Below are 22,952 nucleotides of genomic sequence, written 5' to 3' on the forward strand. Positions count from 1 at the left end.
AATTGGGGAGAGCGAATGCGTTGGGGCCTGTTCCTGGGTTCACTGTTCCTCGCCCTCGCGATCGGCGTCTGGGCGCTCCAGGTGCCGTCTCCGCGCCCGACCACAGCCCCCGCCGTCGCCTTCTCGGCCGAGCGCGCCATGGTCGACGTGCGCGCGATCGGCGCGCGACCCCATCCGGTCGGCTCGGCCGACCACGCGCGGGTCCGGGACTATCTGTTCCAGCGGATGACCGCTCTGGGCCTGTCGCCCGCGTTTCAGGCCGGGGCCCTGTCGCCCGACGCGGTGGTCCGGCTGGAGCGATGGGGCGGCGATCCGGCGGCGGCGGGGAACCAGGCCGTCAACATCGTCGGCGTCCTGCCCGGTCGCGATCCGACGGCCGCCGCCGTGCTGATGATGGCCCACTATGACAGCGCCTGGGATTCGCCGGGCGCCGCCGACGACGGCGCGGGCGTCGCGGCCATCCTGGAAGCGGTGCGGGCGCTGCAGGCGCGAGGCACGTTCGACCGCAGCCTGGTGGTCCTGATCACCGACGCCGAGGAACTGAACCTGGACGGCGCGCGCATCTTCTTTTCCGAGCATCCCTTGCGCGACCGGATCGGCAGCGTGGTCAATCTGGAGGCCCGGGGCGGCGGCGGCCGGGCCATGATGTTCGAGACCGGGCGAGGCAATGCCGAGACCATCGACCTGTTCGCCCGCGTGGCGGCCCGCGCCGACGGCGGCGTCACCTCCAACGCCCTGTCGATCTTCGTCTACGAGACCATGCCCAACGGCACCGACTTCACCATCCCCAAGAACCGGGGCATCGGCGGTCTGAACTTCGCCTTCATCGGACGGCCGGCGCTGTATCACACGCCCGAGGCGACGCCGGACAATCTGGACCGCGGCGCGCTGCAGCACATCGGGTCCCAGGCGCTGGAGGCGACCGACGCGCTGCTGACCGCCGACGCCCTGCCGATCGCCGGCCGAAACGCCGTCTATGGCGACGTGCTGGGCCGGTTCCTGATCGTTCATGCGCCCGGCTTCGGCTGGAGCCTTCTGGCGCTCACGGCCGCCCTGGGAGCCTTCGCCGCCTGGGGCGCGCGGCACCGGACGGGGCTTCAGGCGATGGACGTCGGGCGGGGCATGCTGTCGGGTCTGTGGCTGATCGCCATGGGGGTGGTGGTCACCCAAGGAGTCCGCGTCCTGGCGGGTCCGACCGCGGGCCGGGCCGAGTCCGCCGAGGCCTACTACACCTTGCTGCGCCGCCTGCCGTGGATGGAGGCCGGGGCGGTGCTGGCGGTCGTCGCCGTCGCCCTCGCCGGCATCGCCGGACGCGCCGCCCTGGGGCCCCGGCTGCTGGCAGGGGTGGTGATCGCGGCGGTCGCGGCGGCGACCCTGCTGGGCGGCTTCGATCCGATCGTGATGGGCGCAGGCGGCGTGGCCATCGCCCTGTCGGCCTGGAGCCAGTCGGCCCCGCGCACCCCCTGGGGGGCGTGGCTGGGCCTGATCGCCCTGATCTTCCTGCTGGGCTGCATCGCGCAAGCGGCCGCGCCAGAGGCCGCCCTGGTCTTCGTCTGGCCCGGCCTGCTGGCGGCGCTGGCGGCGGCGGCCTCGGCCCTCATCGGGGCCAGCCTGAAGGACCCTCGCGCCCTGATCCCGGCCGCGATCGCGACGATCCTGGGCGGAGCCTGGGTGGTCACCCTGGCGCATCCGGTCTTCCTGGGGGTCGGCATGGACCTGCCGGCCGTCTTGATCCTGATGGCCCTGCTGGTCCTGCTGTTCGCGCGGCCGCTGGCGCCCGAACAGGCCCGCGCCACCCTGGCCGCCGGGGCCGCGGCCTGCCTGATCCTGGCGTGCGGCCTGTCGCTGACGGCTCGCTTCGCCGAGCCCATGCCGCCGCCCATCGAAGGTGGGCCGACGTAATCCTCCCCCGACGGGGGAGGACTTAACCCGGCTTCAAGCTCCCCGCCCTATCCTCCTGCCATGAACCTGATCCACGCCCTGCAGGACAACGCCAATCCCGACTCCCTCGTCTCGCGCTTTCGCCGCGCGCGGGCCCGCCGGGTGGTCGAACTCATCACCCGCATCCATGCCGAGAAGGGTTCCGTCCGCATCATCGATCTGGGCGGTGAGCCCAACTACTGGAGCCTGTTCGACCGCGCCTTCCTGGACGCGTCCAAGGTCCGCATCACCGTGGTCAATCCGGGCGGCGTCGATGAGCCCGCCGATCCGGCGCTGTTCGATGTCGTCGACGGCGACGCCTGCGCCCTGCCGCGATACGCCGACCACGCCTTCGACCTGGTCCATTCCAACAGCGTCATCGAACATGTCGGCGACTGGACGCGGATGGAGGCCTTCGCCGCCGAATGCCGCCGCCTGGCCCCGCGCTACTATGTCCAGACGCCCTATTTCTGGTTCCCGGTCGAGCCGCATTTCTCGGCCCCCTTCTTCCACTGGCGCTCGGAACAGAGCCGGGCCCGGTCGCTGCTGAAGCGCCGCCACGGCTTTTCGGAGCGGGCCCCGGACATGGGTCAGGCCATGCGCGACGTCCAGCACGCCCGCCTGCTGGACAAGGCCCAGTTCCGCTTCCTCTATCCCGACGCCGTCCACCACGACGAGGTCGTCGCCGGACTGACCAAGTCCCTGATCGCGGTGCGCGACCCCCCGTCCCACTGAGGGCCCCGACCCGACGGCGGTAACGTTTCGGCAAGGTTCGGCGAACCGGGCGGCATGTCCTCGCAACGGAGACGCCCCATGTCCCGCCCTTCTGCCGCCCGCGCCCTGTCCTTCGATCTTCGCCGCCGCCTGACGCTGTTCGGCTCGCTCGGGCTCATCGCCGCCGCCGTCGTCCTCGGCTACGCCACCGCCCAGCCCGCGAGCGCCCGCGCGCCCACCCCTCAGACCACCAGCGACCTGACCGTGGTCGAGCTGTTCACCAGCCAGGGCTGCAACTCCTGCCCGCCCGCCAACGCCAATCTGGTGCGGCTGTCGGAACGTCGCGATCTGCTGACCCTCAGCTTCAACGTCACCTACTGGGACGACCTCGGCTGGCCCGACACCTTCGCCAAACCGGAATACACCGCCCGCCAGCGCGACTATCAGCGCGGCCTCGGCACCGACAATGTCTGGACGCCCCAGGTGGTGGTCGACGGGCGCAGCCACACCGTCGGACGTCGGATGGAGCAGATCGAGGGCCTGATCGGACGCCACCGTCCCTCCACCGGTCCGGCCGTGGTGTTCCGGGGCGGGGGCGTGGGGCTGGCCGGGGGCCAGAACCCCGCCGCGCCCGCCGACGTCTGGCTGGTCCGCTACGAGCCCCGCCCGATCGCCGTGCCCGTGGCGCGCGGCGAGAACGCCGGGGTCACCCTGCCCCACGCCTCGGTCGTGCGCGACCTGGTCAAGCTGGGCCAATGGTCGGGCGGCGAGCCGCGCGGCTGGCGCCTGCCCGCCCCCGGCCGCGACGGCCTGCTGACGGCCGTCCTGGTCCAGGCCCCGAACGGCGGCCCGATCCTGGCGGCGGCCAAGGCCTGACGCGGCCTGACGTCGCGGGAGCCAAGCGTTGCCGTAACCGTGGTGACCTGGCTAGACTGGAATCGTCTTGGGGGGAGGTCACGGGGTCATGTCCGCCACATCGCGCGTCCTGCGCTCGTTCGCCTTCGCGGCCGTTTCGAGCGGCCTTTTCTTGTCAGCCTGCGGCGGCGAGGCCGCCTCGGCCGCCAGCGCCGAGGACGCGGGCGATTTCGTCGTCCGTCCGGCGCTGCTGGAGACCGACACCTATACGGAGCTGGCCCAGCAACTGTCCGAGGATCGCTGGCTGGAAGACGTCGCCGACACCCTGAACGCGAGCCTGAAGCTGCCGGCCGACATCGGCATCCGCTTCGCGGAATGCGGCCAGAGCAACGCCTTCTATCTCCCTGGCGAACGAGAGATTCAGATGTGCCTGGAGCTCTTCGACGGAGAGAGAGAGGTCTTCGCCGCCTACTTCGAGACGGAACAGGAGATCGAGGACGCCGTCGCCGGCTCCTTTCACTGGACCATCTTCCACGAGGTCGGCCATGCGCTCGTCGATGTGCTCGAAATCCCGGTCACGGGACGAGAGGAGGACACAGCCGACAGCCTCGCGGCCTGGTGGCTCATTGATGGGGAAGGCGGCGAGGCTTCGACCATCTCCGCGGCGCTCAGCTTCTACACCGACCCATCCCAGGCCGGCGAAATCGACGACAGCCAGTACGCCGGCTATCACTCCTTCGGTCAGCAACGATACTATACCCTCGCCTGTCTCGTGTACGGCTCGAACCCGGACGGTTACGCCTACCTCCTCGAAGAGGAATGGCTGACGGAAGAGCGCGCCCAGTACTGCCCGGCCGACTTCGAGCGCCTCAGCGCCAGCTGGTATGCGCTGCTGGCTCCGCACCTGAAGGAATAGACGGCCTCACCAAGGCCCTCCGTCAAAATCGGACGTACCGCCCGACCGAGACAAAAAGAACATATTGGCAACAGGAACAAACCATGCACATAGTCCGCCTCACAGGGAGCGGGTCACGGTTCAATCGGACCGAAGGCGGGCCTCTCCCCCGGACTGATACGGGAATCATGGCAAGGGAGAGTGGCAAGGTGGCATCGCAGGCGGCATTGAAATTGGTGGGCAAGGACGACGGCGACAAGCAGCGCGCGCTGGAGGCGGCGATCGCACAGATCGACCGCGCCTTCGGCAAGGGCTCGGTGATGAAGCTGGGCAAGAACGGCGTGACCGAGGCCATTCCCTCGGTCTCGACCGGGTCGCTCGGCCTCGACATGGCGCTGGGCATCGGCGGCCTGCCGCGCGGGCGGGTGATCGAGGTGTTCGGGCCGGAAAGCTCGGGCAAGACGACCCTGGCGCTGCACACGGTGGCCGAGATTCAGAAGGCGGGCGGCACCGCCGCCTTCGTCGACGCCGAGCACGCGCTGGACCCCGGCTATGCCCAGAAGCTGGGCGTCAATCTGGACGATTTGCTGGTCTCGCAGCCCGACACGGGCGAACAGGCGCTGGAGATCGTCGACACGCTCGTGCGCTCGGGGGCCGTGGACATCGTGGTGGTCGATTCCGTCGCCGCCCTGACGCCCCGCGCCGAGATCGAGGGCGAGATGGGCGACAGCCTTCCCGGCCTTCAGGCGCGCCTGATGTCGCAGGCCCTGAGGAAGCTCACCGCCTCGATCAACAAGAGCCAGTGCATCGTCCTGTTCATCAACCAGATCCGGCACAAGATCGGGGTGATGTACGGCTCGCCCGAGACGACCACGGGCGGCAATGCGCTGAAGTTCTACGCCTCGGTCCGCCTCGACATCCGCCGCACCGGCGCGATCAAGGACCGCGACGAGGTCGTGGGCAACACGACCCGGGTCAAGGTGGTCAAGAACAAGGTCGCCCCGCCGTTCCGCGAGGTCATCTTCGACATCATGTACGGCGAAGGCATCTCCAAGCTGGGCGAGATCATCGACCTGGGCGTCAAGGCCGGGATCATCGAGAAGTCGGGCAGTTGGTTCAGCTATGACTCGACCCGCATCGGTCAGGGCCGCGAGAACGTCCGCGCCTTCCTCAAGGCCAACCCGGACATGGCCGACGCCATCGAAAAGGCCGTGCGTGCCTCCACCTCCAAGATCGCCGAGGACCTGCTGGGCACGCCCGAGCCGGACGAGGGCCAGGACCTGGAGGGCTGATCTCCGGCAATCCTCCCCCGCAACGCGGGGGAGGATTGCCAACCGACACTCCGTCCGGCTGGTCCTCGCGACCCGCCGCCGACCCCCGCGGGGATCGGGCCGGACGGAGCGGGGCCGCCCGGGTTCGCCCGGGCGGCCTTCTTCTCTGTGGCTCGGCGCGGCCTTCATGGCCGTCGACGAAGGCTCCGCTGGATCACGGGCCGAACCTTCAGGAACGCCAGATACAGCCGCTCCAGAACCGAGAGCACCACCCGGTTCCGCGCCATCCGCCCGAACGGGGCCAGCATCGGGATCGCCCGCCACATGGCGGCGAAGGCCTCGGCCCCCGACACCAGCCGTCCGTCCTCGCGCGCATGGAACCGCGCCAGCAGCTCGTCCCGGTCGATCGGACAGGTCCCCGCGCCGGTCGCCACATCGTGGAACCGGATCGAGCCCTGCCGATCCAGCCGCCGCATCAAGGCGATCTCGCGCCGGCACAGCGGGCAGTCACCGTCGAACCACACCTCGACCTTGCTCATGGGCCTCTCATACGCCGCGCCGACCTTAACGACCCTGCGACGGAACGGCCCGCCGCGCGCCACGGAGCGGGGGTCTCAAGGTGATGCGTTCGGCTCAGAAACCCTATATGACGCGCGACTTCCCTCTCCCTCGCCCGCGCGTCAGACGAACCCCATGGCCAGCCTCAACGACATCCGCTCGACCTTCCTGAACTTCTTCGAGGCCGACGCTCACCAGAAGATTCACTCCGCGCCGCTGGTGCCGCAGAACGATCCGACTCTGATGTTCGTCAACGCCGGCATGGTTCCGTTCAAGGACTATTTCACCGGCGCGGCGACGCCGCCCTCCCCCCGCGCCACGACCTCGCAGAAGTGCGTCCGCGCCGGCGGCAAGCACAACGATCTGGACAATGTCGGCTACACGGCCCGGCACCTGACCTTCTTCGAGATGCTGGGCAACTTCAGCTTCGGCGACTATTTCAAGAACCACGCGATCGAGAGCGCCTGGACCCTGGTCACGCGCGACTTCGGCCTGGACCCGAAGCGCCTCCTGGTCACCGTCTACATCGACGACGACGAAGCCGCCGCCATCTGGAAGAAGGTCACCGGCTTCTCGGACGACAAGATCATCCGCATCGCCGGCTCCGACAACTTCTGGGCCATGGGCGACAGCGGCCCCTGCGGCCCCTGCACCGAGATCTTCTGGGACTACGGCGACCATGTCCCGGGCGGCCCTCCGGGGTCTCCGGACGAGGACGGCGACCGCTATGTGGAGATCTGGAACAACGTCTTCATGCAGTTCGAGAAGGAGAACGACGAGATCGTCCGCGACCTTCCCAAGCCCAGCGTCGACACCGGCATGGGGCTGGAGCGCATCGCGAGCGTGCTTCAGGGCAAGAACTCGGTGTTCGACACCGATCTGTTCCAGACCCTGATCGGCGCCTCGGCCGAGGCCACCTCGACCGACCCGCACGGCGACATGGCCCCCAGCCACCGCGTCATCGCCGACCACCTGCGCTCGTCCGCCTTCCTGATCGCCGACGGGGTCACGCCGTCGAACGAGGGCCGGGGCTATGTCCTGCGCCGGATCATGCGCCGCGCCATGCGTCACGCCCACCTGCTCGGCGCCGCCGATCCGTTGATGCACCGGCTGGTGCCCACGCTCGTCGCCGAGATGGGCCAAGCCTATCCGGAACTGAAGCGTGCTCAGGCCAGCGTCGAAGATACCATGAAGCAGGAGGAGATCCGCTTCCGCACCACCCTGGGCCGCGGCATGGGCCTCTTGGAAGACGCCACGCGCGATCTGGCGCCCGGCGACGTCATCCCCGGCCGCACGGCCTTCAGCCTGTATGACACCTACGGCTTCCCACTGGACCTGACCCAGGACGAGGCCCGCCGTCGCGGCTTCACCGTCGACACCGACGCCTTCGACGCGGCGATGGAAGAGCAGAAGACCCGGGGCAAGGCCAACTGGAAGGGCTCGGGCCAGATCGCCTCGACCGGCGAATGGCTGGCGCTCAAGGACCGTCTGGGGCCGACCGTGTTCAACGGCTATGACGCCGTCGACGGCTCCGGCGAAGTCCTGGCCATCCTCAAGGACGGCGCCGCCGCCGACAGCGTCCAGGCGGGCGAGACCGCAGAGGTCCTGTTCGACCAGACCCCCTTCTACGGCGAGGGCGGCGGTCAGGCGGGGGATCGGGGCGAGGTCGAATGGCCGGGCGGTCGCGGCCGCGTCCACGATGTGCAGAAACCCACCGGCGACCTCTACGCCCACACGATCGAGGTCCTCGAAGGCAGCCTGTCCATCGGCGACCGCGCCAGCCTGCACGTCGACGCCGACGCGCGCCTGACCACCCGCGCCAACCACTCCGCCGCCCATCTGGTCCACGCCGCGCTGAAGAACGTGCTGGGCCCCCACGTCGCCCAGAAGGGCCAGCTGGTCGACGCCGAGCGCATGCGCTTCGACTTCAGCCACAACGCCCCCGTCACCGAGGACGAACTGGCCCGCATCGAGGCCGAGGTGAACGCCGTCATCCGCCAGAACATTCCGGCCGAGACCAAGCTGATGGCCCCGCAGGAGGCCATCGAGGCCGGCGCCGTCGCCCTGTTCGGCGAGAAATACGGCGACGAGGTCCGCGTCCTGACGCTGGGCAAGAGCCTGGTCGACGACAAGGCCTATTCGGTCGAGCTGTGCGGCGGCACCCATGTGGCCCGCACCGGCGACATCGCCCTGTTCAAGATCGTGTCGGAGACCGGCATCGCCGCCGGCGTCCGCCGCGTCGAGGCCCTGACCGGAGAAGCCGCGCGGCTTTATCTGGAAGGCCAGGCCGGCGTCGCCCGCCGCCTCGCCCAGGGCTTCAAGGTTCAACCCGCCGACGTCCCCGCACGCGTCGATGCCCTGTCCTCATCCGTCCGTAGCCTGGAGAAACAGGTCGCCGATCTGAAGAAGCAGCTGGCGCTCGGCGGCGGCTCCGGCGGCAACGCGGCACCGGAGGAGATCAACGGCGTCAAGCTGATCGCCCGCGTTCTGGACGGCGTCGACGGCAAGGGCCTGCGCGGCGTGGCCGAGGACTTCAGGAAGCAGGTCGGCTCGGGCGTCGTCGCCCTGATCGGCGTGACCGAGGGGAAGGCGGCGGTCACCGTGGCCGTGACCTCGGACATGACCGGCACCGTCAACGCCGCCGACCTGGCCCGCGCTGCGGTGCTGGCCATGGGCGGTCAGGGCGCGGGCGGCAAGCCCGACTTCGCCCAGGGCGGTGCCCCGGACGGATCGAAGGCCGAGGACGGTCTTCAGGCCATCCGGGACGTCTTGGCAGGATAGGCCACTTCCTTCTCCCCTTGCGGGAGAAGGTGGCCCGGAGGGCCGGATGAGGGGTGAAACTCCGTAGCCGGAGTGAGGGACTTAAGCCGTGCCCCGGCGGGACCATCGCCTTTCACCCCTCATCCGACCTCGCTGCGCTCGGCCACCTTCTCCCGCAAGGAGAGAAGGGACGCGTGGGCATTGACCTTCAACCCCCGTTCAGTCCCCATGCGGCCTCGCTTCGGGGACCGCCATGAACCATCTCGCCGCCGCCGGTTTCGCCGCCCTGCTGCTGTCCACGGCAGCTGCGACCGCGACAGCCCAGACCGCGACCGAGGCCGCCCAGCCCGCCGCCAACACCGACCTCGCGTCGCTGCTCAGCGACTACGAGGCCTTCCTCAAGGCCAACGATCCGATCAGCGCCGGCCAGGAGGGCGACCAGGCCGCCAAGTCCCGCCTGCCCGACACCTCACGCGCCGCCGAAGTGGCTCGGCAGGCCCCGCTGGAAGCGTTTCGCGCCCGGGCCCAGGCCATCGCGACCGGCGGCCTGTCCGGAGACGACGCCCTGAACCGCGACTTCCTGATCCGGGTGTTGGACCGGTCGATCGAGGCGATCCGCTACGATTCCGAGCGCCTCGCCTTCGATTCCGAAGGCGGGCCCGGCCAGACGGCCAACTATCTCGCCTCCACCACCCGCATCACCACGGCGGCCGACGCCGAGGCCTGGCTGTCGCGGCTGGCGGCTCTGCCCAAACTCTATGACGACGAACTGGACAACACCCTGCGGGGGCTGGAGACCGGCTTCACCCAGCCGACCTCGGTGGTGGAGAGCTTCCTCGTCTCGCTGAGAAACGAAGCCGCCTTCACGCCCGAAACCGATCCCCTGCTGCGCCCCCTGGCCACCCTGCCCGCCTCGATCCCGGCGGACGCGCAGCAAGCCTATCGCGATCGCGCGGCCGCCCTCGTGGCCGAGGCCATTGTGCCGCGCCGCCAGAGGTGGCTGACCTTCATCGAGACCCAGTATCTGCCCGCCGCAACACCAGAGGTCGGCATCGGCTCGCGCCCCGGCGGGCGCGATTTCTACGCCTTCGAGGCGCGGCGCTACACCACCACCGACCTGACGCCGGACCAGATCCATCGGATCGGCCTGGACGAGGTCGCCCGCATCCGCGCCCGCATGGAGACCGAGATGCGCGCCGCCGGCTGGACAGGCGATTTCGCGGGCTTCCTGAACCACCTGCGGACCGAACCCCGCTTCTACGCCACCTCGCGCGAGGACCTGCTGGAGAAGGCGTCGGAGATGTCCAAGCGCGCGGACGGCGGCCTGCCGGCCCTGTTCCGCACCCTGCCGCGCCTGACCTACAACGTCCGTCCCGTGCCGCTGGACATCGAGGCGACCTACACCACCGGCCGCTACAATGGCGGTTCGTTGGCCGACGGGGTGCCGGGCGGCTACATCGTCAACACCGGGCGGCTGGACCAGCGGCCGCTGTACGAACTGCCGGCCCTGACCCTGCACGAGGCCGTGCCCGGTCACCATCTGCAGATCGCCCTGCAGCAGGAGGCCGCCCAGGGCCCCTATTTCCGCCGGAACGTCGACGTCACCGCCTTCTCCGAGGGCTGGGGCCTGTATGCTGAATATCTGGGCGAGGAGATGGGCTTCTATCGCACGCCGGAAGAGAGGTTCGGCCGCCTGTCCTACGAGATGTGGCGCGCCTGTCGCCTCGTGGCCGACACCGGCATGCACTGGATGGGCTGGACGATCGACGAGGCCCGGCGCTGCTTCACCGAGAACTCGGCGTTGGCACCCCACAACATCGAGACGGAGCTTCAGCGCTACATCGGCTGGCCCGGCCAGGCCCTGGCCTACAAGATCGGCGAGATCCGGCTACGCGCCATCCGCACCCGCGCCGAACAGGCGCTGGGCGACCGCTTCAACGTCCGCGACTTCCACGACGCGCTTCTGGTGGACGGGCCCCTGCCGCTGGACCTGCTGGACCAGCGCATGGACGCGTGGGTGGCCGCTCAATAATCCTCACCCGCATAGCGGGGGAGGGGGACCGCGAAGCGGTGGAGGGGGCGACCTCAGGCACGGTGCGTGGTTCCGCCCCCTCCACCACGACGCAAGCGCGTCGCGGTCCCCCTCCCCCGTTCCGCTGCGCTACTCGGGGGAGGATTTATCAGGCAACTCCACCGCCGCCAGCTTCCAGCCGAACAGGCCGTCGCGCTTCAGCAGCAGCTTCAGCGGTTCCTCCGGCCGGTCCGGATCGGTCAGGCCGACGACGAAGGTGTTCAGGTCGCGGTAAGCGTAGGATTTGCGGATATCGCCGTCTTCGGCCTCAGGCTCCGAGGGCGTGACCGCATCGGACGGCTCCGGGGCCTCGGCGGTCTCGACCATGGCCGCGATGGCTTGAGGCGTGACCAGAACGTCGACCGCCCCGTCGACCAGCATCGGGCCGAACAGCATGCCCAGTCCGGCGAGCGCGCTGTCGTCGGCGCGGGGGTCCTCGCGCATCCCGGCCATGAGCCGGGCGGTCAGCTGTTCCTTCAGGCTCTCGCGAAAGGCGGGGAAGTCGACCAGCCGCTCAAGCGCCGCCTCGTCGCCCGTCTCGGCGGCGCGGACCAGGGCCCGTACCGTCAGGATCGGCATGGCCAGATAGGCGGCGGCGACGGCGACGACGGCGAGCGCCAGCAGGCCCTTGACCCAACCCTTCATCGCTTGGCCGCTCCGCCTTGTTGGGGTTGCGCGGGGCGCACCGGCGTCGGGCCGTCCGGCAGGCCGATATGGACCAGCTTCCACTCGAACGGACCCTTGCGCTCGAAGGTGAAGACCGTGCGCGACCCGCCCTCGTCGGTGACCGCGAACCGTGCCAGGTTGATCCCCCAGTAGGTGGGACTGGGCCAGGGTGCGGGCTCGATATCCTGCGGCATGGTCGCCGTGGACGAGACGGCGGCATAGCGCCCCTGGCCGCGCAGCAGACGGTCGATGGCGTCCGGCGTCAGGAAGGCGTCGGGATCGGGACCGGCCGGGGCGGCGGCCACCTCGAACTGGCGGCGCACCGCTCCGATGGGATCGTCCATGAACGACGGGGCCGGCGTCAGGGCCTCGGCTCGCCCCGACAGCTGGAGCCGAAGCGAGGCGCGCACGGCGTTGAAGTCGATCAGCCGCGCCAGTCCCGCGACATCGTCCGACTGCGCCGCCGAGCGGATGCCGAAGAAGGCCACGGCCGGGGCCAGAAAGAAGCTGACGACCGCCGCCACCAGGGCGAACAGCAGCAGATTGCCGATGATCCGTTTCACGCGGTGGTCTCCCCTCCTCCGGTGCGAACCGCATCAATGCATGGGCCGGGCCGAGGGTCCACGAAAGAAGCGCGCGAAGAGCCTAAACCAGGATGACCGTGTCGCTGTAGGCGGCGATCTGGCGATCATGGGTCACCAAGCGCATGGGCTCGCTCAGCGCCTGGGCGACCAGCAGGCGGTCGAAGGGGTCGCGGTGGAGCGGAGGCAGGCCCGCCAGGGTGAAGAGATGCTGATCGTCGAGCGCCAGCCACTCGGCGCCGGCGAGTGTCAGCTCCTCGCGAACTCTTTCCGGAGTGAATGGAAAATCGGCCGCGTATCGCTTCAGCGCCCTTTTGACGGCTGTTTCCCACAGCACGACCTGACTGGCGACGACGGTGTTCTCGGGGTCGGCAATCATCGCGCGGGCACGCTGAGACAGGCGCGGATCGTCGACGAGGGACCAAAGCAGCAGGTGAGTATCAACCAGTAGCCTCACTCAAGCTCTCGCCATTCGGCTTCCGCCTCGTCCATGCCTTTCAGCACTTCGGCGTCCAAAGCGTCGAAATCCTCGGGAATCTGGAGCCTGCCCTTCGCCAGGCCGATCTTGAAGGCTTCACGCGGCACTTGATCGACAGGCACCAGACGAGCGCTCGGCTTTCCGTTGCGGGCGATGACGACGTCCACACCGTTCTCGACGGCGTCCAGCAGCTTGGACAGCTGCGTCTTGGCTTCCAGCACGTTGTAAGTCGGCATCACGGCCTCCTTGACCAGACTTGGTCAAGGTAGGCCGATCAGGCACCGATTTCAACGCGCCCTGCCGTCATCCGACGTCGGGCAATTCGGCCTTCAGGTTCTCGGCGACCTTGTCGAGGAAGCCCTCGGTGGTCAGCCAGGACTGCTGGTCGCCGACCAGCAGGGCCAGGTCCTTGGTCATGTAGCCGGCCTCGACGGTCTCGACCACGACCCGCTCCAGCGTCTCGGCGAAGGTCATCAGTTCGGCGTTGCCGTCCAGCTTGGCCCGATGCTTGAAGCCCGAGGTCCAGGCGAAGATCGAGGCGATCGAATTGGTCGAGGTGGCCTCGCCCTTCTGGTGCTGGCGATAGTGGCGGGTCACGGTGCCGTGGGCGGCCTCGGTCTCCATCACCTTGCCGTCCGGCGTCATCAGGACCGAGGTCATCAGGCCCAGAGAGCCGAAGCCCTGCGCCACCACGTCGGACTGGACGTCGCCGTCGTAGTTCTTGCACGCCCAGACGAAGCCGCCCGACCACTTGATGGCCGCGGCCACCATGTCGTCGATCAGCCGGTGCTCATAGGTCAGGCCGGCGGCCTTGAACCGCTCAGCGTATTCGGCGTCGAACACCTCCTGGAAGATGTCCTTGAAGCGGCCGTCATAGGCTTTCAGGATGGTGTTCTTGGTCGACAGATAGACCGGGTAGCCGCGGTTCAGGCCATAGCTGAACGAGGCGTGGGCGAAGTCGCGGATCGAATCGTCCAGATTGTACATGCCCATGGCGACGCCGGCGCCGGGGGCCTTGTAGACCTCGTGCTCGATCACCGCGCCGTCCTCGCCGACGAACTTGATCGACAGGGTGCCCTTGCCCGGGAACAGGAAGTCGGTGGCCTTGTACTGGTCGCCGAAGGCGTGACGGCCGACGACGATCGGCTGGGTCCAGCCGGGCACCAGGCGCGGAACGTTGCGGCAGATGATCGGCTCGCGGAAGACGACCCCGCCCAGGATGTTGCGGATCGTGCCGTTCGGCGACTTCCACATCTTCTTGAGGCCGAACTCGGCGACCCGCGCCTCGTCGGGGGTGATGGTGGCGCACTTCACGCCGACGCCGTGCTTCTGGATGGCGTGGGCGGCGTCGATCGTGACCTGGTCGTCGGTCGCGTCGCGGTGCTCCATGCCCAGGTCGTAGTAGTCCAGCTCGACGTCCAGGAACGGAAAGACCAGCTTGTCCTTGATCCACTGCCAGATGATGCGGGTCATCTCGTCGCCGTCGATGTCCACGATGGGATTGGCGACCTTGATCTTGGCCATGCGGCACTCGTCCTGTTCAGCGGTTTCTCGGGGGTGGCGGGGGTATAGCGAGCGCGGCGGCGAGAGGCAAAGGGTCGCGGGCGGCGCGTTCACCCTGCCCGAAAAAAGCCGCCTGCGGCCAAGCTGAACCCCGACGCGGCCGACGGGTTCAGCGACCCGGAAGGGCTGCCGCCCAAGAGACTGAGCCGAATGACTGACGATACCGACGCGCTGGTCCGCCGCTGGATCCTGCGTTTCTGCGAGATGCCCATCCTGATCGATCCGGAACTGATGCGCCGCGTGCTCGCTGATGCGGAGGCCCAACCCCCGGAGACAGGCGGATGACGGACAAGACCTTCAAGGCCGGCGACACGGTCAAATGGGACCACAGCCAGGGCACGACCACCGGCAAGGTGGTCAGGAAGCTGACCCGCCCGACGACGACCAAAAGCCACAAGGTCGCTGCGTCCAGGGACAATCCGGAGTATCTGGTCGAGAGCGGCAAGACCGGGGCGCGGGCCGCGCACAAGCCGTCGGAGCTGAAGAAGGCGTGACCACCGTCGATGCGCTGATCGTCGGAGCGGGCCCTGCGGGCCTGGCGGCCGCCACCTATCTGGCCCGCTTCCGCCGGTCGGTCCTGGTCGCCGACGCCGGCGCGCCGCGCGCGAGCTGGATCCCCGTCAGCCACAATATGCCGGGCTTTCCGGAAGGCATCACCGGCGATCACATCCTGAGCCGCATGCGTGAACAGGCGCTGGAATATGGCGCGACGATCCGGCCCGGCGCGGTCCAGGCGCTGGCCAGACACGGCGAGGGCTTCACCGCCACCCTCGCCGACGGAGGAACGGTCACCGCCCGGGCCGTCCTCCTGGCCACCGGCGTCGTCGACCATCACCCGAACCTGCCGGGCGTGGAACGCGCCGTGGAGCGGGCGCTGGTCCGCATCTGCCCGATCTGCGACGGCTACGAGGCCACCGACAAGGCTGTCGCCGTCATCGGCCATTCCGACAAGGGGGCGCACGAAGCGGCCTTCCTGCGGACCTATTCCGACCGGGTCACCCTGATCCACGTCGGCCCGCCGGGCGACCTGACCGAGCGCGCGGCCCTGGCCGAGCTGGGCATCGACGTGGTCGAGACCCCGATCCAGACGGTCCACATCGAGAACGACCGCGTCATAGCCCTGTGCTGGAATGGCGAGGACCGCGCCTTCGACCTCGTCTACTCCGCGCTCGGCACCTCGCCCAACGCCGAGTTGGCCCAGGCGCTGGACGCCCGTCTGGCCGACGACGGCCGGCTGCAGGTCGACCTGCACCAGCGAACCAGCGTGCCGGGCCTGTGGGCCGCGGGCGACGTGGTGCGCGGCCTGAACCAGATCGCCGTGGCGACGGCCGAATCCGCAGTCGCCGCCACCGACATGCACAACGCCCTAAGGCGCGCGGACGGCCTGACGCTCTAGGTCTGCCCCCTTAGCTCGCCGGCCCCAGCCACGCCTCGCGGAACGCCGACTGGGCCTCGGTCACCGAGCCCCCCGCCGTCTCGACCCGCACCACCTCGATCGCCGGGTCCGCCGCGAAGGTCAGGCGGGTGGTCTTGTCCGCGCCCCGCTGACGGTAGGCGATCTCCACCGTATCGCCGGGTTTGCGCGCCGCCACCACGGCCGCCCAGTCGGCGTCGGCGTTCATCTCGACGCCGTCGACCGAGACGATCTCGTCGCCCCGGCTCAGCCCCGCCTCGAACACGGGCGAGCCCCGGGCGGGCACGTTCGTGACCATCAGCGCCGTCCCTGTGGCGCGGATGGGCGGCCCCCCGATCCAGGCCGCCTCCGGCCGCGCGGGTCTCAGCACCAGACCCGCCTGTCCCAGCAGGGGTCCGAAGTCCGGCAGTTCGCTGGCCTCGACGTGCCGGGCGAAGAAGTCCTCGGCGAAGGCCCGGTCGCCCGTGGTCACCGCCAGGGCCTCGACCAGGTCGTCGGGCGTGAACGGCTGTTCCGTCACCCCGTGAACCCGCCACATCCGGCGCATGTAGTCGTCCAGGGTCACGCCCGGGAACCGCTGGCGCAGCGTCAGGTCCAGGGCCAGGGCGATGATCTGGCCATAGGGGTAGTAGGAGGTGAAGATGGTCGGGTTGGTCGGATCGATCGCCGTCGCCGCATCCACGAACGGCGCGCGCAGGCTCATCTCCTGCGGCGAGCCATAGGCCCGGCCCGGGTTGTTGACGATGAAGCCCAGCGTGCCGCCCAGGTCCGCCAGGAACCCGTCGACCGACTGCTCGCCCGCCCGCCGGATCGTCAGCGGCCCGTAGTAGCTGGTGAACCCTTCCGCGAACCAGAGCGACGGCGTCGGATTGGCGTCCGTGAAGTCGAACGGCTCCAGCTCCGCCGGCCGGATCCGCTCCACGTTCCAGGCGTGGATGAACTCGTGGCTCAGCGTGCCCAGCTGGTCGAAATCCGCCTGGGCGAAGGACCGGGTGTCGGTCAGGATGGTCGAGTTCCGGTGCTCCATGCCGTCGCCTGAGACATAGGGCAGGTAGTCCGCGATGAAGGTATAGGTCCCGAAGTCGAAGTCCGGCACGTCGCCGAACACCGCGATCTGCTGATCCACCACCTTGCGCGCGCTGGCGGCGAACCGGTCCAGCTCGGCGTCGGTGCCCGCGTGATGCACCGCCAGCCGGATGGTGCGCGGCGTGCCCGCGTCATCGACGGTCCATTCGCGCACGGCGTGGGCGCTGACCTCGGTCGGGCTGTCCATCAGATACTGCAGGTTCGGCGCGGTGAAGACATAGGGGTCCTCGGTCGGCCGCAACTGGGTCGCCACCCGCCAGTCCGGGGCCACAGGCCGGAACCGCACCGTGGCGGGCCGCGCCTCCTGCCCTTCGGCCCACATCAGCGACGCGGGGATGTTCAGATGGGCGTGGGTCGCGTCGATCTGGGCATAGGTGCCGTCGGCCCGATCGCCGAACAGGGTGTAGGTCACGCTGACCGTCCCGTCGTGCCCGGGGATGGTCCAGCCATAGGGATCGGTCCGCCCGATCGTCAGCGCCCGGCCCGCCCCGTCGACCGCCGAGACCGAATAGACGTTCTTGGCGAATTCGTGGATCGCATAGCGGCCGGGCGAGGACCGCGACATCCGCACCCGCAGCGGCTCGGTCCCCACGTCGCGCCAGGTCACGGTGATCCGCGCCTCGTGATGCACCGCGTCGTCGAAACGCAGGTCGTACTCGACCGGGGCCGCCGTCTGGGCCTGGGCCAGCCCCGCCGACAGCGCCAGAACCGACGCGGCCAGAGCCAGCGTCGCGCTCCGGTTCCGCCTCACACCGCCCCCCCTCACGCCGCCACCTGCGCCGCGGTCCATTCCGTCATCACCCGCTCCAGCACGGTCAGAGGCACCCCGCCGGTGTTCATGCCCGCATCGTGGAAGGCGCGGATGTCGAACCGGTCGCCCAGCGCCGTCTGGGCGTTGGTTCGCAGCTCAGCCCATTTGGTGTGACCCAGCTTGTAGGAGCAGGCCTGGCCGGGCCAGACGCAATAGCGTTCGATCTCGGTCGTGACCGCGCTCTCGGCGTCGCCCAGGGCGTCGACCATGAAGCGGATCGCCTCCTCGCGGCTCCAGCGCTTGGCGTGCATGCCGCTGTCGACCACCAGGCGCGTGGCCCGGAACATCAGCGACTGCAGATAGCCGATCTGACCGACCGGGTCGTTCTCATAGACCCCCATCTCGTCGGCCAGCTGCTCGGCATACAGGGCCCAACCCTCGGAATAGGCCGAGAAGCCCAGCACCTTCATCAACAGCGGCACGTCCGGCCGTTCCTGCGACAGGGCGATCTGATGGTGATGACCGGGCGCCGCCTCGTGATAGGTCAGGGTCGGCAGCTGGAACTTGGGCCACTCCGCCGTGTCCCGCAGATTGATGTAATAGGCCCCCGGCCGCGACCCATCCAGCGACGGGCTGTTGTAGTAGCCGCCCGGGGCCCCCGCCTCGATCGCCACCGGCACCCGCCGGATCTCGACGCCGGCCTGCGGGATCCGCCCGAAATATTCGGGCAGGCGACGCGCCATGTCCGCCATCTGGGCGTTCAGATCGGCCAGCAGCTGTTCCTTGGCCTCGTCCGTGTTGGGATAGAGGTATCGCGGATCGTCCCCCAGCGCCGCGATGCGGGCCCCGACCGACCCTTGCGTCAGGCCCTGCGCCCTCAGCAGCACATCGGCCCGCGCCGACAGCTCGGCCAGCTGCGCCAGCCCGATCTCGTGGATCTCGTCGCCCGACAGATTGGTGGTGGTGTAGCTCTGGATGCCGAAGCGATAGAAGGCTTCGCCGTCCGGCAGCCGCCACACGCCCGCGTCGTGGGTCGCCCCGGCCTGCCGCGCCCGCAGCGCCTCGGCCTGACGGCTCAGCGCGGGGAAGACCGCGTCATTGACGATGGCCTCGGCCCGGCTGCCCCATTCGCCGGCGAGCGACTTCTCGGCCGTCCGCCGCGCGACGGACTGGACCAGCGTCGTGCCCGTGGCCCCGCCGGCCATCAGACCGTCCATCTGGGCCAGGGTCCTGGCGATGACGAAGTCCGGCGGCACGGCCCCGGCCTCGAAGTCCAGAAGCATCCGCCCGGTTTCCTGATCCAGCGCCGTGGCGAAGGCGGACACCCGGCTCAGATAGGCCTCGGCGTCCTCGGCCGTGTCGATGGAATGGACGCTGTCCAGGAAGTCGGGGATCGACTGGTACGAGCCGGTCAGCTGGCTGATCGTATAGGGCGCGGGCCCGAAGCCGTTGCCACCGTAGGGAAAGGCATAGCCCGCGATGGCGGTGTCGCCGAAATACTCCAGCGAATCGTACCAGACGGCCTCGTCCGCGCTCAGCCCGGCGCGATCCACGGCCTTCAGCTCGGCCATCTGGCTTCGGAAGATGTCGCGGTCGGCCAGGACCTTGGCCTGGGACCGATCGTCCAGCCGCGCCTTCATCGCCGCGTTCGCGCCCCGGTCGAAGCCCAGCTGGGTCAGGGTCTCGGGCGAGGTCATCAGGGTCTGCTGCACGACCTTGTCCATCACCGCCCGCAGCGCCGCGCCCGCGGCCGTCGGCGTGGCACCCTGCGGCGCGGCCAGGGTCTGGCCGGACGCCATCAGCCCGGCTCCGGCGGCGGCGGTGAACATCAGGCGGCGACGATCGATCATGACGGGACTCCAAAATCAGATTCGGCGCATTGGCCATCAAGTTCGGAGCCGGGGCAAGACCACGCCTCTCCCTCCCCCTGCGGGGGAGGGTCCTCGCGCAGCGAGGGGGTGGGGGCGGCAAGGCAATACAAGCCGATGCCCGCGCCTGGCCCACCCGGCCGACCCCACCCGGTCTCCACTTCGTTCCGACCACCCTCCCCGTTCCGGGCAGGGAGAAACTCCGCCCGCGCGTGCTGCCTGCGACCGATCCTGACGCAACCCGCCCCTACAGTGGCTCAACACCCTCGCGCCACTGATCAACCCATCCGGATTTCGCACTATTCAGACGGTTCGCACCATCTTTCGTCCCGACGAAGCCAGGCCTAAGAGACGCCCCATGAACGCCCCTGTCTCGTTGCCGCTCGCGTCCTCCAGCCTGACCCAGGATTGGGAGACGCTCGATCACGGCAAGTTCGCCGACGAGCCGACGGTGGTCCGTTCCCTGCTGGCCGCCGCCCCGCTCGACGCCGCCGCCCGCCCCGCCGTCGTGGCCGAGGCGGTCGCCCTGGTCGAGCACGCCCGCGCCAGCCAGAAGAAGCAGGGCGTGGTCGAGAGCTTCCTGCAGGAGTTTTCCCTGGGCACCCGCGAGGGCCTGGCCCTGATGTGCCTGGCCGAGGCCCTTCTGCGGACGCCGGACGAGGATACCCGCGATCGCCTGATCGCCGAAAAGATCGGCTCGGCCGACTGGGCCAGTCACCTGGGTCAGTCTGACAGCCTGTTCGTCAACGCCTCCACCTGGGGCCTGATGCTGACGGGCAAGCTGGTCGACGCCGACGACGAGGCCAAGTCCGACCTGCCCGGCTTCCTGAAGCGCATCGCCGGCCGTCTGGGCGAGCCCGTCATCCGCCAGGCCGTCGCCACGGCGGTCAAGATCATGGGCGAACAGTTCGTCGTCGGACGCACCATCGAGGCGGCCCTGAAGCGCGCGAACCGCGAGGGCTGGCTCTGCTCCTTCGACATGCTGGGCGAAGGGGCCCGCACCGAGGCCGACGCCGTCCGCTATGAAAAGATCTACGCCGACGCCATCACCGCCGTCGGCAAGACGGCGGGGGGTCAGGGCCCCGAGAGCGGCCACGGCGTCTCGGTCAAGCTGTCGGCCCTGTCGCCCCGCTATGAGGCCACCCACGAAGCCCGCGTCTGGACCGAGCTCTATCCGCGCGTCCTGCGGCTGGCGAAGATCGCGGCCGACGCCGACATCAACTTCACCATGGACGCGGAAGAGGCCGACCGGCTGGCTCTGTCGCTCAAGCTGCTCGACCGGCTGGCGCACGAGCCGTCGCTGGGCGACTGGCAGGGCCTCGGCCTCGCCGTTCAGGCCTATCAGAAGCGCGGACCGGAGGTCATCGCCCGCGTCGCCGAGCTGGCCCGCACGTCGGGTCGCCGCCTGATGGTCCGACTGGTCAAGGGCGCCTATTGGGACACCGAGATCAAGCGCGCCCAGGTCTTCGGCCGCACAGACTACCCCGTCTTCACGACCAAGGCGGCGACGGACCTGAACTACCTCGTCTGCGCGCGGGCCATGATCGAGGCCGCGCCGCACCTCTATTCCCAGTTCGCCACCCACAACGCCCATTCACTGGCCGCCGTCCACCGCATGGCGCGCGACAAGGCGGTGAAGATCGAGTTCCAACGCCTGCACGGCATGGGCGAGGCGCTCTATGACGCGGCCAAGGAGACCTTCGGCGAGGTCACCGTGCGGGCCTATGCTCCCGTCGGCGGGCATGAGGATCTGCTGCCCTATCTGGTGCGTCGCCTGCTGGAAAACGGCGCCAACTCCTCCTTCGTCCACGCCCTGCTGGACGAGCGGGTGCCGGCTTCCGCCGTCGCCGCCGACCCCATCGCCAGCGTCGAGGCCCACCCCGACCGCCACGCCAAGATCCCCACGCCCAAGGACATCTACATGGATCGCCAGAACTCGCTCGGCCGCGACTATTCCCAGAAGGCCGACCGCGAGCGCCATGCGGCCGCCCTGGCCCGTGTCGATGCCGAGAAGCTGACCAGCGGCCCCCTCATCGGCGGCAAGCTGCGGGCGGGAACGAACCCCCAGGCCGTGACCAATCCCTTCGACACGAGCCGGGTCCTCGGCCACGTCTTCGAGACGACCGCAGCCGACCTCGACGCCGCGATCGACGCCGCCGCCCGCGCCCAGGTGGCCTGGGATCGCAAGGGCGGCGCGGGTCGCGGCCCGGTGCTGCGCGCCATGGCCGATGCGCTGGAAGCGGACCTGGATCGCCTCGTCGCCCTGCTCTCCCGCGAGGCGGGCAAGACGCTGAACGACGGCGTCGCCGAGGTGCGCGAGGCCGCCGACTTCTGCCGCTACTATGCGATGCTGGCCGAGCGCGATTTCGGCGGCCCCCAAACGCTGAAGGGCCCGGTCGGAGAGATCAACCAGCTGGTCCTGCACGGCCGGGGCGTGTTCGCCTGCATCAGCCCCTGGAACTTCCCGCTCGCCATCTTCACCGGCCAGATCGCCGCCGCCCTGGCCGCCGGCAACGCGGTGCTGGCCAAGCCCGCCGAACAGACGCCCCTGATCGCGGCGGAAGCGGTCCGCCTCTACTACAGGGCCGGTCTCGATCCCGACCTGCTGGCCCTCGTGCCCGGACGCGGCGAGACGGTGGGGGCCAAGCTGGTCGCCCACCCCCGCATCGACGGCGTCGCCTTCACCGGCGGCACCGACACGGCCACGGCCATCAACCGGTCGCTCGCCGCCCGCCCCGGCCCGATCATCCCCTTCATCGCCGAGACGGGCGGTCTGAACGGCATGTTCGTGGACACCACCGCGCTCAAGGAACAGGTGATCGACGACGTCATCCTGTCGGCCTTCGGCTCCTCGGGACAGCGGTGCTCGGCGCTGCGTTTGCTCTACGTCCCGCACGACGCCGCCGACGCCCTGATCGAAGGCCTGAAGGGCGCTCTGGCCGCCCAGGTCGTCGGCGATCCGTCCGATCCGTCCACCGACATCGGCCCGGTCATCGACGCCGACGCCAAGGCCATGCTGGAGGCCCACCTGAAGCGCCTGGAGAGCGACGCCAGGATCATCGCCCGCGCCGCCCTGCCTGCCGGCGCCGACAAGGGCCACCTGTTCGCCCCCACTATCGCCGAGGTGCCGACGCCGGACTATCTGGAGCGGGAGGTCTTCGGTCCCATCCTGCACGTCTGCCGTTATGAGCCTTCGAGACTGAGGGAGACGGCATCGAAGCTGGCCGCGCGGGGCTACGGCCTGACGCTGGGCGTCCACTCCCGTATCGAGGCCTTCGCCGAGGAGGTCGCGCGCCTGGTCCCGGCCGGCAACGTCTACATCAACCGCTCGATCATCGGCGCGGTCGTGGGCGTCCAGCCCTTCGGCGGCGAGGGCCTCTCGGGCACCGGTCCCAAGGCAGGCGGTCCCTGGAGCCTGATCCGCTATGCGTCGGAAAAGGCCATATCCAACAACATCTCGGCCCAGGGCGGCGATCCGGCCCTGCTGAATTTGTAAGGATT

The 22,952-nt window shown here is 69.4% G+C and carries 19 protein-coding genes; 11 read left to right on the forward strand and 8 right to left on the reverse strand.

The genetic code is table 11. From position 1 onward, the window contains the following. Nucleotides 1-15 precede the first annotated feature (15 nt). The 5 genes from ABN401_RS06705 to recA all read left to right on the forward strand — a co-directional run bounded on the left by ABN401_RS06705 (nt 16) and on the right by recA (nt 5,676). Nucleotides 16-1,902 carry a M20/M25/M40 family metallo-hydrolase gene (locus tag ABN401_RS06705; RefSeq protein ID WP_349684055.1) on the forward strand — a complete coding sequence of 629 codons (1,887 nt, stop codon included), beginning with the start codon at nt 16-18 and terminating at the stop codon, nt 1,900-1,902. A 60-nt stretch (nt 1,903-1,962) separates the two neighbouring features. Continuing rightward, nucleotides 1,963-2,655, forward strand: a complete 693-nt coding sequence (locus tag ABN401_RS06710) for a methyltransferase domain-containing protein (protein ID WP_349684056.1) — start codon at nt 1,963-1,965, stop codon at nt 2,653-2,655. A 78-nt stretch (nt 2,656-2,733) separates the two neighbouring features. Then, nucleotides 2,734-3,510 carry a DUF1223 domain-containing protein gene (locus tag ABN401_RS06715; RefSeq protein ID WP_349684057.1) on the forward strand — a complete coding sequence of 259 codons (777 nt, stop codon included), beginning with the start codon at nt 2,734-2,736 and terminating at the stop codon, nt 3,508-3,510. A gap of 88 nt (nt 3,511-3,598) precedes the next feature. Then, entirely contained in the window at nt 3,599-4,405 is an 807-nt protein-coding gene (locus tag ABN401_RS06720; protein ID WP_349684058.1) for a DUF4344 domain-containing metallopeptidase, read from the forward strand. Between the two features lie 188 nt (nt 4,406-4,593). Continuing rightward, complete coding sequence (gene recA, locus ABN401_RS06725; RefSeq protein WP_349684059.1) at nt 4,594-5,676, forward strand: recombinase RecA; 1,083 nt, start codon at nt 4,594-4,596, stop codon at nt 5,674-5,676. 164 nt (nt 5,677-5,840) lie between these two features. Here the strand turns inward: recA and ABN401_RS06730 are convergent, their stop codons facing one another. Continuing rightward, nucleotides 5,841-6,194, reverse strand: a complete 354-nt coding sequence (locus ABN401_RS06730; protein WP_349684060.1) for a thiol-disulfide oxidoreductase DCC family protein — start codon at nt 6,192-6,194, stop codon at nt 5,841-5,843. A gap of 154 nt (nt 6,195-6,348) precedes the next feature. On the opposite strand from ABN401_RS06730, the gene alaS reads away from it, so the two are divergent. Next, nucleotides 6,349-8,994, forward strand: a complete 2,646-nt coding sequence (gene alaS, locus ABN401_RS06735) for an alanine--tRNA ligase (RefSeq protein WP_349684061.1) — start codon at nt 6,349-6,351, stop codon at nt 8,992-8,994. 232 nt (nt 8,995-9,226) lie between these two features. Continuing rightward, on the forward strand, nt 9,227-11,005 hold the full coding sequence (locus ABN401_RS06740) for a DUF885 domain-containing protein (RefSeq protein ID WP_349684062.1): 1,779 nt from the start codon (nt 9,227-9,229) through the stop codon (nt 11,003-11,005). A 129-nt stretch (nt 11,006-11,134) separates the two neighbouring features. Here the strand turns inward: ABN401_RS06740 and ABN401_RS06745 are convergent, their stop codons facing one another. The 5 genes from ABN401_RS06745 to ABN401_RS06765 form a co-directional block, all read right to left on the reverse strand. Next, on the reverse strand, nt 11,135-11,689 hold the full coding sequence (locus ABN401_RS06745) for a DUF2939 domain-containing protein (protein WP_349684063.1): 555 nt from the start codon (nt 11,687-11,689) through the stop codon (nt 11,135-11,137). After that, nucleotides 11,686-12,273 (reverse strand): DUF2939 domain-containing protein, encoded by a 588-nt coding sequence (locus ABN401_RS06750; protein ID WP_349684064.1) that lies wholly within the window; start codon nt 12,271-12,273, stop codon nt 11,686-11,688. Before ABN401_RS06750 ends, ABN401_RS06745 begins: the two co-directional genes overlap by 4 nt. Before the next feature lie 82 nt (nt 12,274-12,355). Further along, nucleotides 12,356-12,748, reverse strand: a complete 393-nt coding sequence (locus ABN401_RS06755) for a type II toxin-antitoxin system VapC family toxin (RefSeq protein WP_349684065.1) — start codon at nt 12,746-12,748, stop codon at nt 12,356-12,358. After that, nucleotides 12,745-13,005: a type II toxin-antitoxin system Phd/YefM family antitoxin gene (locus ABN401_RS06760; protein ID WP_349684066.1), complete on the reverse strand. Its 261-nt coding sequence runs from the start codon at nt 13,003-13,005 to the stop codon at nt 12,745-12,747. The genes ABN401_RS06755 and ABN401_RS06760 overlap by 4 nt, the downstream gene beginning before the upstream one ends. Nucleotides 13,006-13,072: 67 nt before the next feature. Then, the gene (locus tag ABN401_RS06765; RefSeq protein ID WP_349684067.1) at nt 13,073-14,293 is read right to left on the reverse strand and encodes an NADP-dependent isocitrate dehydrogenase; all 1,221 of its coding nucleotides are present in this window, start codon (nt 14,291-14,293) and stop codon (nt 13,073-13,075) included. Nucleotides 14,294-14,482: 189 nt separating this feature from the next. Between ABN401_RS06765 and ABN401_RS06770 the strand changes: the two genes are divergently transcribed. From ABN401_RS06770 to ABN401_RS06780, 3 genes are read left to right on the forward strand one after another with little or no spacing between them, the layout of a single operon-like run. Continuing rightward, nucleotides 14,483-14,617 carry a hypothetical protein gene (locus ABN401_RS06770; protein ID WP_349684068.1) on the forward strand — a complete coding sequence of 45 codons (135 nt, stop codon included), beginning with the start codon at nt 14,483-14,485 and terminating at the stop codon, nt 14,615-14,617. Next, complete coding sequence (locus ABN401_RS06775; protein ID WP_349684069.1) at nt 14,614-14,826, forward strand: hypervirulence associated TUDOR domain-containing protein; 213 nt, start codon at nt 14,614-14,616, stop codon at nt 14,824-14,826. Before ABN401_RS06770 ends, ABN401_RS06775 begins: the two co-directional genes overlap by 4 nt. Further along, nucleotides 14,823-15,728 carry an NAD(P)/FAD-dependent oxidoreductase gene (locus tag ABN401_RS06780; RefSeq protein WP_349684070.1) on the forward strand — a complete coding sequence of 302 codons (906 nt, stop codon included), beginning with the start codon at nt 14,823-14,825 and terminating at the stop codon, nt 15,726-15,728. Before ABN401_RS06775 ends, ABN401_RS06780 begins: the two co-directional genes overlap by 4 nt. Nucleotides 15,729-15,738: 10 nt before the next feature. On the opposite strand, the gene ABN401_RS06785 is transcribed toward ABN401_RS06780, so the two are convergent. Beyond that, on the reverse strand, nt 15,739-17,583 hold the full coding sequence (locus ABN401_RS06785) for a M61 family metallopeptidase (RefSeq protein WP_349684071.1): 1,845 nt from the start codon (nt 17,581-17,583) through the stop codon (nt 15,739-15,741). Between the two features lie 11 nt (nt 17,584-17,594). Further along, complete coding sequence (locus ABN401_RS06790; RefSeq protein ID WP_349684072.1) at nt 17,595-19,433, reverse strand: DUF885 domain-containing protein; 1,839 nt, start codon at nt 19,431-19,433, stop codon at nt 17,595-17,597. Nucleotides 19,434-19,809: 376 nt separating this feature from the next. Between ABN401_RS06790 and putA the strand changes: the two genes are divergently transcribed. After that, a complete protein-coding gene (putA, locus tag ABN401_RS06795) occupies nt 19,810-22,947 on the forward strand; it encodes a bifunctional proline dehydrogenase/L-glutamate gamma-semialdehyde dehydrogenase PutA (RefSeq protein ID WP_349684073.1) in 3,138 nt (1,045 codons plus the stop codon). The last annotated feature ends 5 nt before the right edge of the window (nt 22,948-22,952 follow it).

The organism is Brevundimonas aurifodinae, from assembly GCF_040195595.1.
Classification (GTDB): domain Bacteria; phylum Pseudomonadota; class Alphaproteobacteria; order Caulobacterales; family Caulobacteraceae; genus Brevundimonas; species Brevundimonas aurifodinae.